At 66.4% G+C, this 11,752-nt stretch carries 12 protein-coding genes; 11 read left to right on the top strand and 1 reads right to left on the bottom strand.

Features of this window, described 5'->3' with window-relative positions:
• Positions 1-11: 11 nt before the first annotated feature.
• The 11 genes from narJ (at position 12) to V6V88_RS14840 (ending at position 9,459) form a co-directional block, all read left to right on the top strand.
• A complete protein-coding gene (narJ, locus tag V6V88_RS14890) occupies positions 12-659 on the top strand; it encodes a nitrate reductase molybdenum cofactor assembly chaperone (protein WP_056318347.1) in 648 nt (215 codons plus the stop codon).
• An 18-nt stretch (positions 660-677) separates the two neighbouring features.
• Positions 678-1,361 carry a respiratory nitrate reductase subunit gamma gene (narI, locus tag V6V88_RS14885; RefSeq protein WP_063951844.1) on the top strand — a complete coding sequence of 228 codons (684 nt, stop codon included), beginning with the start codon at positions 678-680 and terminating at the stop codon, positions 1,359-1,361.
• Between the two features lie 22 nt (positions 1,362-1,383).
• On the top strand, positions 1,384-2,145 hold the full coding sequence (locus tag V6V88_RS14880) for a peptidylprolyl isomerase (RefSeq protein WP_062841461.1): 762 nt from the start codon (positions 1,384-1,386) through the stop codon (positions 2,143-2,145).
• On the top strand, positions 2,142-3,140 hold the full coding sequence (gene moaA / locus V6V88_RS14875) for a GTP 3',8-cyclase MoaA (protein ID WP_062841460.1): 999 nt from the start codon (positions 2,142-2,144) through the stop codon (positions 3,138-3,140). The genes V6V88_RS14880 and moaA overlap by 4 nt, the downstream gene beginning before the upstream one ends.
• Position 3,141: 1 nt before the next feature.
• On the top strand, positions 3,142-3,807 hold the full coding sequence (locus V6V88_RS14870) for a carbonic anhydrase (protein WP_056318361.1): 666 nt from the start codon (positions 3,142-3,144) through the stop codon (positions 3,805-3,807).
• Positions 3,804-4,301: a molybdopterin-guanine dinucleotide biosynthesis protein B gene (mobB, locus tag V6V88_RS14865; RefSeq protein WP_338615413.1), complete on the top strand. Its 498-nt coding sequence runs from the start codon at positions 3,804-3,806 to the stop codon at positions 4,299-4,301. Before V6V88_RS14870 ends, mobB begins: the two co-directional genes overlap by 4 nt.
• A 92-nt stretch (positions 4,302-4,393) precedes the next feature.
• The gene (locus tag V6V88_RS14860; RefSeq protein ID WP_338615411.1) at positions 4,394-6,331 is read left to right on the top strand and encodes a type IV pili methyl-accepting chemotaxis transducer N-terminal domain-containing protein; all 1,938 of its coding nucleotides are present in this window, start codon (positions 4,394-4,396) and stop codon (positions 6,329-6,331) included.
• Between the two features lie 14 nt (positions 6,332-6,345).
• Positions 6,346-7,008, top strand: coding sequence for a response regulator transcription factor (locus tag V6V88_RS14855; protein ID WP_056318368.1), 663 nt, complete (start codon positions 6,346-6,348; stop codon positions 7,006-7,008).
• An 83-nt stretch (positions 7,009-7,091) separates the two neighbouring features.
• The gene (locus tag V6V88_RS14850) at positions 7,092-8,108 is read left to right on the top strand and encodes a peptidase U32 family protein (protein WP_056318371.1); all 1,017 of its coding nucleotides are present in this window, start codon (positions 7,092-7,094) and stop codon (positions 8,106-8,108) included.
• Positions 8,105-8,998, top strand: coding sequence for a U32 family peptidase (locus tag V6V88_RS14845; RefSeq protein ID WP_223576508.1), 894 nt, complete (start codon positions 8,105-8,107; stop codon positions 8,996-8,998). Before V6V88_RS14850 ends, V6V88_RS14845 begins: the two co-directional genes overlap by 4 nt.
• On the top strand, positions 8,995-9,459 hold the full coding sequence (locus tag V6V88_RS14840; RefSeq protein ID WP_223575802.1) for an SCP2 sterol-binding domain-containing protein: 465 nt from the start codon (positions 8,995-8,997) through the stop codon (positions 9,457-9,459). The genes V6V88_RS14845 and V6V88_RS14840 overlap by 4 nt, the downstream gene beginning before the upstream one ends.
• Positions 9,460-9,471: 12 nt before the next feature.
• On the opposite strand, the gene V6V88_RS14835 is transcribed toward V6V88_RS14840, so the two are convergent.
• Positions 9,472-11,643 (bottom strand): ABC transporter permease subunit, encoded by a 2,172-nt coding sequence (locus tag V6V88_RS14835; protein ID WP_062841457.1) that lies wholly within the window; start codon positions 11,641-11,643, stop codon positions 9,472-9,474.
• Positions 11,644-11,752 lie beyond the last annotated feature (109 nt).

The following is an 11,752-nucleotide window of genomic DNA, read 5'->3' as shown; positions in this document are numbered from 1 at the left end:
AGGAGAACAACATGAGCCTGTACCGACTGCTTTCCGCCATGCTGTGCTACCCCGAGCCGGAGCTGCTGGACTACCTGGGCGAACTGGAAGAGGCCCTGGCGGCCTATCCGGACGCCGAGGAAACCCTGCAACCCCTGGTCAGCTACCTGGCCTCGAACGACCTGATTCCCCTGCAAGAGAACTACGTCGCCACCTTTGACCGCAACCGCTCGCACTCGCTGCACCTGTTCGAACACGTCCACGGCGAAAGCCGCGACCGTGGCCAGGCGATGGTGGACCTGCTGGAAACCTACCGCGCGCACGGCTTCGAGCCGATGGTGTCGGAACTGCCGGACCACGTGCCGCTGTTCCTGGAATTCCTGGGAGTCATCGACCCCGACACGGCCCAGGAGCTGCTGGACGAAGCCATCCACGTGCTGGCGGCCATCGGCGCGCGCCTGGCCAAAAGCGAAAGCTCCTACGCCTGCGTCTTTGCCGTGCTGCGCGCCCAGTCCCGCGTGATTCCGCGCGTGCAGACCGAGGCGCCGGTGCGCGACATGGACGAGGCGATGGAGGCCTTCGGGGCCGGCCCCGACGGCGTGGAACCGCTGCTGCGGCCGTTTGCGGGAGGCGGGGTGCAGACCGTGCACTTCCACCCCCGTTCCGCCGCGACTCATTAATGCCCAGGACGACGCATCATGAACTCCCTGAACCAGTTTCTTTTCGGCATCTATCCGTACATCGCACTGACGATCTTTCTGCTCGGCAGCCTGGCGCGTTTTGAGCGCGAGCAATACACCTGGAAATCCGACAGCTCGCAACTGCTGCATCGCGGCCAGTTGCGGCTGGGGAACATCCTGTTCCACATCGGCATCCTGGGCCTGTTCTTCGGGCATCTGGTCGGCCTGCTCACCCCCGTCATCGTGTGGGACACGCTGGGCGTTTCGCACTCGCTCAAGCAGATGGTTGCGATGGTGGCGGGTGGCGTGATGGGCGGGCTGTGCCTGATCGGCCTCTTGATCCTGATCCACCGCCGCCTGACCGACCCCCGCATCGCCCACGCCACGCGGCCCGGCGACAAGATCCTGCTGCTGTGGATCCTGGTGACGCTGCTGCTTGGGCTGTCCACGATCGTACTGTCGGCTGGCCACATGGACGGCGAAATGATGGTGCACCTGATGACCTGGGCGCAGCACATCGTCACGTTCCAGGGCGACGCCGCCAGCTACATCGCCGGCGTGCCGCTGCTGTTCAAGGCGCACCTCTTCATGGGCCTCACGCTTTTCGTGATCTTCCCGTTCACCCGTCTGGTGCACGTCTGGAGCGGTTTCGCGTCGGTGGGCTACCTGGGCCGCGCCTGGCAGCTGGTCCGTCCGCGCTGATTCCCTGTCTTAGGAGCCGAACATGCCTGTCATCGTCAACGGCGTCGAACTGAACGACGCGGATCTGGAACGTGAACTGCCCTTGCACGCAGAAGCGGGCAATCCCATGCGCGAGGCCGTCACGGCCCTGGTGCTGCGGCGCGTCCTGCTGGACGAGGCCGGCCGGCAGGGCCTGGATGTGTCCGACGAGGAAAGCGCCATCGGCGCCTTGCTCGCCAGTCAGGCCCCGGCGCCCGAAGCCGACGACGCCGCTTGCCGGCGCTTCTACCAGATGCACCCCGAGCGCTTCATGGTGGGTGAACTGGTCGAGGCCGACCACATCCTGTTCCAGGTCACGCCCGACGTGAACCTGGACATGCTGAAGGCGCATGCCAACGTGGTGCTGGCCGAGCTGCTGGCCGACCCGTCCCGGTTCGCCGAGGTGGCCCGCGAACAATCCAATTGCCCGTCCGCGGCCGTCGGCGGCAACCTGGGTCAACTGGGGCGCGGCGACACCGTGCCGGAATTCGAACGCGCGGTGTTCGCGCTGCCTTCGGGCGGGTTGCTGCCGCAGCTGCTGCAGACGCGGCACGGCCTGCACATTGTGCGCGTCGTGCGGCGTGTCGAAGGGCGGCTCTTGCCCTACGAGCACGTGGCCAAGCAGATTGCCACGGCGCTCACGTCCATGAGCCGCGATACCGCCTGGCGGCAGTACACCAAGCTGCTGGTCGGGCGCGCCAAGATCTCGGGCATCGATCTGGACGACGGCGAACCCGAACGGGTCTTCGCCGGGAGCGCCGCATGATGGACGAGCCAGCCCCCGCTGTTTTGGCGGACGGCTTCGGCCGCCGCATCGACTATCTGCGCGTTTCGGTCACCGACCGTTGCGACCTGCGGTGCAGCTACTGCCTGCCCAAGGATTTCAAGGGTTTCGAAATGCCGGCTAACTGGATGACCCACGACGAAATGGCCCGGCTGGTCGGGCTGTTCGTGCGCCTGGGCGTGGCCAAGGTCAGGCTTACGGGCGGCGAGCCGCTGCTGCGCAAGGGCGTTGCCGGGCTGGCCGCCACCATCGCCGCCATGCCCGGGCTGCGCGACCTGTCCGTGTCCACCAACGCCACGCAGCTATCGCGCCATGCGCAGTCGCTGCGGGCAGCGGGGGTGGACCGTCTGAACATCAGCCTGGACACGCTGGACGCGGCAGCGTTCTCGCAGATCACGGGACGCGATTGCCTGGACGCCGTGCTGGCCGGATTGTCGGCCGCGCGGCAGGCTGGCTTTTCCCCCATCAAGCTCAACAGCGTGGTGCATGCGGCCACGCCGGAATCCGAAGTTCGCCGCCTGCTGTCCTATGCGGTGGAACAGGGCTTCGTGCTGCGGCTGATCGAACCGATGCCGATGGGCGAGTGCGGCCGCGGCTTTACGCACACCGACCTGAACGCGATGGGCGCGCGCCTGGCCGCCGACGCCGGGCTGGTGCCGTCGCTGGCCGAATCACGCAACGGCCCGGCGCGCTACTGGACCAGCGGGCAGGGCGCGCCCGTGCTGGGCGTCATCACCCCCATGTCGCGTCATTTCTGCGCCACCTGCAACCGCGTGCGGCTGGGCGTGGATGGCACCTTGTATCTGTGCCTTGGCCAGGAAGACCAGGTGCCGCTCGGACGCTTGCTGCGCGCGGGCGCCAGCGACGCCGATCTCATCCAGGCCATCCGGGCGGGCATCGCCGCCAAGCCGGAGCGCCACGAATTCAACGCCCGGCCCGAACGCATCGTGCGCTTCATGTCGCAAACGGGAGGCTGACATGCAGGATCTTGAACGACTGGTGGGCGGCTTCCAGCGCTTTCAGCAACAGTATTACGAAGACGCGCCGTCGCTGTATCGCAACCTGCGCGACGGCCAGCATCCCAGCACATTGCTGATCGGCTGTTGCGATTCCCGCGTGGACCCGGCCATGCTGCTCGGTTGTGATCCCGGCGACATCTTTACCGTGCGCAATGTGGCCAATCTGGTGCCGCCGTGCAGCAAGGACCGCGGCCTTCAAGGCGTCCTGGCGGCAATCCAGTTTGCCGTCGAACAATTGCAGGTCAGCCGCATCATCGTGCTGGGACACGCCCAGTGCGGCGGAATCCGCGCACTGATGGAGCGCGGCATCCGCCGCGACGGCGAGACCGACTATCTTGGGCGCTGGATGGACATCGCCGAACCCGCGCGCGAACAGGTGCTGCGGCAGATGCCGGATGCCACCAAGGAAGAGCGCCGGCGCGCCTGCGAACAGGCTTCCATCCTGATCTCGCTGCGCAACCTGGAGGACCTGCCGTTCGTGCGGCGGGCGGTCGACGCGGGAAGCCTGTCCCTGCATGGGTGGTATTTCGACCTGGTGGCGGGCGCTTTGCTGGCATACTCCCCGCGGGCGGACACGTTTTTGCCCATCGTATGCCCCTTGCTGACGGAACCCGCACTCGTATGACTCCCGTATTCGGTATCGCCGGCCGCTCCGGCAGCGGCAAGACCACCCTGATCGAGGCCATGCTGCCGCTGCTTGGCGCGCGCGGCCTGCGGGTGAACGTCATCAAACACAGCCATCATGATTTTCAGATGGAGCCCCCCGGCAAGGACAGCGCGCGCTTTCGGACCGCGGGCGCGCAGGAAGTCATGATTGCCTCGCCATACCGGTATGCCATCGTGCATGAACTGCGCGACACGCCGGAACCCACGCTTGAGGCGCAACTGGCGCGCTTGTCGCCCGCCGATCTGGTGCTGGTCGAGGGCTTCAAGCAGGCCGCGATTCCGCGTATCGAGGTCTACCGTCCCGCGCTTGGCAAGCCGCCGCTGCACACCGAAGATCCTTCATTCCTGGCCGTCGTGACGGATGCGCCGCTTGAAATCGCCTTGCCCTGCCTGCCGATGAACGACCCCGCCCAGGTTGCGGATTTTCTGTGCCGCACCCTCGGTTTGGCCTGATCGCATGGGGCTAAAACGCGCGCAATCCCGCCGGAAGGCGGGCGGGAAGCGACTACACTGATACCCGATCCGCGCTTTTCGCCCCGACACCCATGAAGTCCTCGAATACTGCCACTCCCTCCGACGTGCTGCCGTCGCCCCGGCACCGGCTGTCCACGCGCATCGTGGCAAGCTCGCTGCTGGCGTTGGTCGTGGTGCTGTCCATGGTTAGCTGGACGCTGTGGCTGTCTTGGCAACTGGAAGGCGCGGGCGCTGCCATCAACGATACCGGCAGCCTGCGGATGCGGGCCAATCGCGTCGCCGTCGAACTGATGCGGCCGCAGGCCGGGCGCGAAGTGCGCACCACTGAACAGGTTGCGATTCTGGACGACACCATTGCGCGCCTGGCGCGGGGCAATCCCGCGCGGCCGCTCTTCATTCCCAACGACAACGCGATCCGCGCCCAATGGCACGACGTGGCCGCGTACTGGCGCGACATCATGAAGCCGGCTGCGCTGCGCGCCATTGGCCAGCCGGACGCATCGAGCTACCTGGAAACGCTGCCCGAGTTCGTGGCGCGCGCCGATACACTGGTCCGGATGATCGAACAGGACAACGCCGGCAAGACCACGTCGCTGCGGCTGTCGCAGGGCGTGTTGGCGGCAATTGCCAGCGCGGGCACACTTGCCATGATCTACCTGCTGTATCTGTGGATCATTTCGCCGGTGCTGCGCCTGCGCGACGGCCTGCAGCGCATGGCCGACCGCGAGTTCAGCACGCGACTGCCGGTCGAAAGCCAGGACGAGTTCGGCGTGCTGGCCCGCGGCTACAACCGCATGGCGGACGAACTGCAGGACCTGTACACCAGCCTGGAGCAGCGGGTGGAACAGAAGACGGCGCAGCTGGCCGCGCAGAATCGCGACATCGGGGCGCTGTACGACATGGCGGCGTTCCTGAACCAGCCCAATGAAATCGAAGCCATGTGCGATGGCTTTCTACGCCGCGTGATGCTGCAGTTCGATGCCGAAGCAGGCAGCATCCGGGCGCTGGATCCCAACAACGAAAAACTCAACCTCGTGGTGTCCGTCGGCCTGTCCGAAGAATTGGTCGAGTCCGAACACTGCATGAAGGTCGACGACTGCTATTGCGGTGTCGCCACGCGCAAGGCGGGCGTGATCGTTATCCAGGACTTCCGCCAGTCGCCACCCGAGCTGGATCTGAACTGCCAGCGCGAGGGCTTTGCCAGCGTGGCGGTGTTCCGTATCGTGACGCGCGACGAAGTGCTGGGTTCGTACTCGCTGCATTTCCGCTCCCACCGCCGGCTGGCCGCGTCCGAGTCGCAGCTGCTGGAAACGCTGGGCCAGCACCTGGGCGTTGCGCTGGACAACCGGCGCCTGAGCGCGCAGGCGCGCCAATTGGCCGTCGTGCAGGAGCGCGGGCTGGTGGCGCAGGGCCTGCACGACAGCCTTGCCCAAGGCCTGAATTTCCTGAACCTGCAATTGCAGATGCTCGATGCCGCCATCAAGCGCGGCGACGAAGAAGAAGTCAGCGAGATCCTGCCGCTCTTGCGCACCGGCGTGGACGAAAGCTATCAAGACGTGCGCGAACTGTTGACCAACTTCCGCAGCAAGTTGTCGCAGGGCGACCTGCAAGCCGCCATCGAGGACACGGTTTCGCGTTTTCGCCGCCAGACCGCCATCGACACCGACCTGACGTTTACCCAGGGCGAGGGCGCGCCGTTGCAGCCCGAGCAGCAGTTGCAGGTGCTGTTCATCCTGCAGGAAGCGCTGTCCAATGTGCGCAAGCACTCGGAAGCCAGCCGCGTGCGGATCGCCGTTGAGAACGGCCGGGATTTCACCTTGCTGATTTCGGACGACGGCCAGGGCTACGACCCGGCCGACGTCGCCGAACGGGGCGAATCCCATGTCGGCCTGCACATCATGCGCGAGCGCGCCGCCCGCATGCGCGCCGTGATAAAACTCGAATCGCAGCCCGGCGCCGGCACGCGCGTGGCGCTCACCTTGCCTGGCGCCGAACGCCAGGCAGCCTGACATCCTTGCCCATCATGACCATCCGCATCCTGCTCATCGACGACCACACCCTGTTCCGCTCCGGTGTCCGCCTGCTGTTGCAGCGCCAGCCCGACTTCGAGGTCGTGGCCGAGGCGGGCGACGGCGTCGAAGGCATAAAGCGCGCCAAGGAGCTCAAGCCCGACGTCGTGCTGCTTGACCTGAACCTGCCTGGCCTTTCGGGGCTGGAAACACTGCAGCTGCTGACGCAGGACCTGCCCAATTGCGCGGTCATCATCCTGACCGTCTCGGAGGAGGCCGACGAGCTGGGCCAGGCGCTTCGCGACGGCGCTCGCGGCTATCTCGTCAAGAACATCGACGCGGACGCGCTGGTGTCCGCCATCCGCCGCGCCGCCAACGGCGAAGCCGTCATTGCCGACAGCATGACGGCCAAGCTCGTCGAACAATTCCGCGGCCAGGCCAGCCAGACGCCGCCGCCGCCCGGCTCGGCCGAGCGCCATCGTCTTACCGCGCGCGAAACCCAGATCGTGCAATGGCTGGCGCGCGGAGCCAGCAACAAGGTCATCGCGCGCGAACTGGACGTGAGCGAAAGCACCGTGAAGATCCATGTGCAGAACGTGCTGAAGAAGCTCAATCTGACGAGCCGTGTGCAGGTCGCTGTCTATGCCGTGGAGCGCGGCCTGTACACCGAGGAATAGGCCGCACAAAAAGGCGCCGCGCGCGCCACGCCGTTTGATTTTCGACAAGGCCCGGGGGACGGGCGGCCCATAGACTGGCCGTCATGCAAACTCGAACCTCTCCCATAGAGCTCGTGGCCCCGGCAGGCAGTCTGGCCGCCTTGAAAGCGGCGATCGAAGCGGGCGCCGACACCGTCTATCTCGGGCTCAAGAACGCCACGAACGCCCGCAACTTTGCCGGGCTCAATTTCACCGAAGCCGACATCCGCGCCGGCGTCGAACTGGCGCATCGCCACAACCGGCATGTGCTCTTTGCCATCAACACCTTTGTGCAGGCAGGCCGCATGGCCGAATGGCAGGCCGCCGTCGATGCCGCCCACGACCTGGGCGCCGACGCCGTCATCATGGCCGACCCGGGACTGCTGGCCTACGCAAGCGACCGCTATCCGGACCTGCGGCTGCATCTGTCGGTGCAGGGCTCGGCCACCCACGCGGACGCCATTGAACTCATGAAAGAGCAGTTCGGCATCCGCCGCGTGGTCCTGCCGCGCGTCCTGACGCTGACGGAGATTGCCCGCATCTGCGCCAACGTCAGCGTCGAAGTCGAGGTCTTCGGCTTCGGCAGCCTGTGCGTCATGGCCGAGGGCCGCTGCCTCTTGTCGTCGTACGCCACCGGCGATTCCCCCAACAACAAGGGTGTCTGTTCGCCCGCGCACGCGGTGCGCTGGGTCGAAGAAGACGGCCGCATGGATGCGCGCCTGTCGGGCATTCTCATCGACCGCTACGAACCGGGCGAGCCCGCCGCGTATCCCACGTTGTGCAAGGGGCGCTTCGAAGTGGACGGGCAAGCCGATCACGCCCTCGAAGAACCCACCAGCCTGAACGCCATCGGCCTGTTGCCCAAGCTGGCGGAGATGGGCGTATCGGCCATCAAGATCGAAGGGCGCCAGCGCAGCCCGGCCTATGTCACGCAGGTGGTGTCCACGCTGCGTGCCGCGCTGGACAGCGTGCATGCGGACGCATCGCGATTTTCTCCGCGCCCCGAGTGGAACGCCATGCTGGCGCGCCATGCCGAGGGTTCCCAAGTCACACAAGGCGCTTTCGAACGTCCATGGAAATGACCCCCATCCGATTTCAGATTTCTGTCGGCCCCTTGCTGTACTACTGGCCGCGCCAACGCACCATGGATTTCTACGCCGCGCTGGCCGAAAGTCCTGCGGACATCATCTACGTGGGCGAGACCGTCTGTAGCCGGCGTCACGAACTGCGCGCCGACGATTGGCTTGAACTGGCGCGCGACCTGCGCGCAGTGGGCAAGACGGTGGTCCTGTCTGGCCGCACCTTGATCGAGACGGGCGCCGAGGCCAACGCCTTGAAGAAGCTTTGCGACCAGCAGGACTTCATGGTCGAGGCAGGCGAGTTGGGCGCGGTGCGCCACCTGAGCGGCCGCGGCTTTGTTGCCGGTCCGCACATCAATGCGTACCACGGGGGCACGCTGACCTGGCTGGCCAATCGCGGCGCTGTGCGCTTCGTCGCGCCGCTTGAAATGGACGGCACCACGCTCGAACGCCTGCTGCAAGAGCGTCCCGCTGGCATGCAGGCCGAAGTGATGGTGTGGGGCAGGATGGCGCTGGCGTTCTCCGCCCGCTGCTTCACGGCCCGCCACTTCCGACTGAAAAAGGACGATTGCGGCTTTCGCTGCATCGAGCATCCCGATGGCCTGGACATGCGCACGCGCGAATCGCGCGAGTTCCTGGGCATCAACGGCATCCAGGTTCAATCGGCCGCCTGCCTGGACCTGCTGGCCGAAGCGCCCGAACTGGCGGGCATGGGCGTCGATGTACTGCGCGTCAGCCCGCAATCGGCGGGCACGCTTGAGGCCATTGCAGCACTGGATGCGATGCGTCAAGGCGCCAAGCCCGAGCCGGTGTCGCCGCCCGCGGGCATCGGCCGCTGCAACGGTTACTACTACGGCAAGGCCGGCATTGGCCTCGAGGAGGCCGTCGCATGAGCGCCGCCCTGAATTTGCCGCCTGTGTTCGCCAAGCTGGGCCGCCGCGTGCCAGGCCCGTTTGTGTCGCTGCATTTCGTGGCGGGGCTTGAGCTGGCGCGCCGGCTCAAGTGGCTGGAGCCGCCTGCGGAACTGAACGGCCGCAGCTTTGCCATCACCGTCGAAGACCTGGGTCTGCGCAGCAGCTTTGTCGTGCGCGATGGTGCATTCCGGCCCCTCTGGAACCGCGGGTCCACCGGCGCCGCGGAGCTTGAACTGGGCGCGAAGCTGGCGGACTTCCTGGCGCTCATGCGCGAAGAAACCGATGCCGACACCTTGTTCTTCCAGCGCCGCCTGCGTATCGCCGGCGACACCGAACTGGGGTTGATCGTCAAGAACTGGCTGGACGCGGCGCCCCGGCCGGCGTGGCTGCAACGCATGACTGCCGCAAACAGCGGCATGGCGAGCGGGGCAGGCGGCTGATCGCCCCGCTGTTCAAGCACGCCGGTCTTCCATGCGGCGTGCCACGCGCGATAGCGCCAGGCTGGCGGCCAGATACAGCAGCGCCACGGCCAGATAAACCTCGACGTGATACGGGCGCCAGTCGGTGCCCGCCACCACTGCCTTGGCCGCGCCCAACACGTCAAACACACCAATAATGCTGACCAGCGACGTGTCCTTGACCGCGCCCACAAACACACCCAGCGCGGCGGGCGAGGCGATGCGGCGGGCCTGTGGCCAGATCACGCACGCATAGGCCAGCGCGGGCCGCATGCCCAAGGCGCGTGCAGCCATCAACTGACCGGGCGGAATCGCCTGCAGCGCGCCGCGCAGCACTTCGGCCAGCACACAAGCGGTATGCAGGGTCAGCGCCGCCAGCGCCATGCTGAACTTCGACACGCCACCACCCAGCAGCATGGGCAACACAAAGGACGCGAACAGCAGCTGGGTCACCAGCGGCACACCGCGTACCGCTTCGATCAGACCGGCGGCGGCCAGTGAACCGGCCGGGCTGCCCGACCGGCGAAGCAGGGCGAGCGCGAAGGCGAGCGGCACGGCCGTAACCAGCGCTGCTATCGCCAGGATCAACGTGACGAGCAGTCCGCCCCAGCGTTGCGGGCCGATGAGGTCGCCGCCCCACGGCCAGCCCGTCAGCGCTGCCACGGTAATGCCTGACAGCGCAGTCAACAGGGCAATGCGTACGCGCGCCGGCACGCGACGTGCGCCCAGGAAGACGGCAATGGCAGCCAAAAGCGCCAGGCACGCGATCAGCGCCGGCCCCCGGTGCGCTTCGGACATGGTGCCGTAGAACAACAGCGGCAGGTTTTCGCCCACGGCGGCCCAGCAGGCGCCTGCCGCCTTTGCGCAGGTCGCCGGATCGCCCGACCACACAGCGCGCAGCACTGCCCAGTCGAGCAGCAACCAGGCCACGGTGGCCAGCAGCAATGTCAGAACGGTCGACATCGCGTTGCGTCGAAGCGTCCTGGTCTTGCCCCCAGCGCCATCCCAAAATGCCCTGTCACCCAGGCGCGCCCCGTGCGTGTCGCCCGGGCCGTGTCGGGTATTGCGCGCATTCCAGGCGGAGAGCCCGCCGCCCAGGCAGACCGCCAACGTCAGGTAAATGGCCATGGCGAGCGCTATGCCTTCCAGCGCCAGTCCGGTTTGCGTGATGGCCGTGTTGATGACGGCCATCAGCTCCTGGTAGCCGATTGCGATGGCGAGCGTGCTGTTCTTGACGAGCGCCAGGCATTGGTTGGCATAGGGCGGCAGCGCGACGCGCGTGGCGTAGGGCGCGATCACCAGCCGCAGCACCTTGTAGGGCGTGAGACCCATGGCCTGACCGGCTTCGACCAGGCCAACGGGAACCGCGCGCACCGCGCCGCGCACGATGTCGGCGATGTAGGCGGCGTGAAACACCACGAGGCCGATGATCAAGGCGGCAAACTCGATGCTGGGTTGCCAGCCGCCCTGCAAGCCGAGCCCGCGCTTGACGGGCAGGTCGATCTGCATGGGCGGCAATAGTGCCCATGCGGTTCCGGCGGCGGTCAGTATTGCGGTCAATGCGGCGGTGAACGCAGCATGGGTCCACCGGTGGCGAGCTTGCCATCCCAGCGCCAGCGTGGCCAATGCCACGGCCGCATAAGGCAGCCAGCCATGCAGCGCGGGCAAGGCCAACCCGCGATTGGACAGCAGCACGGAAGGCAGCGGCGACCATGCCTGCCGCAAGTCAGGCAGGCGCAGCAGCAACCCGTACCAGACGAAGAGCTGCAACAACACAGGCGTATTCCGCAAGGGGGCAATGACAAGGGCGGCGACGCGCGCCGCCATCGGGTTGGACGACAACCCCATGAATCCCAGGCCCGCGCCCAAGACGGTCGCCAGCGGTATTGCCACGAAGGCGACGGTCAGCGTATTGACAAGTCCCGCCGCAAGGGACATCCAGTAAGGATCTTCGGGTGTGACATCGAGCAGGCTTTCCGAGATGCGGAATCCCGCTGGCTGAAGCAGGAAGCCGAACCCACCCTGGATACCGCGTGCGGCCTGCACCGATTCGATGTGCAGCACCAGAATGGCGGCGATTGCGCCCAGTCCCAAACCCCACGCCAATGCAGGCAGCCAGCGGCGCCAGGGCGCAGTCAACGGATAGGGGAGCGTGATGGCGGTCATGGCGGGTCGTGCGGCAAAGGAAAGAACAAGAAGGGCGGACCCGGCGGCCCGCCCGCGAATCATCATGAAGTGCGCATCAAGCAATGCGCATCAAGCGATATGCATCAAG

This window comes from Achromobacter sp. E1, assembly GCF_037039475.1.
In the GTDB taxonomy this organism is placed as follows: domain Bacteria; phylum Pseudomonadota; class Gammaproteobacteria; order Burkholderiales; family Burkholderiaceae_B; genus Achromobacter; species Achromobacter mucicolens.
The sequence above is the reverse complement of the archived record's forward strand: the minus strand, read 5'-3'. Positions and strand labels throughout refer to the sequence as shown.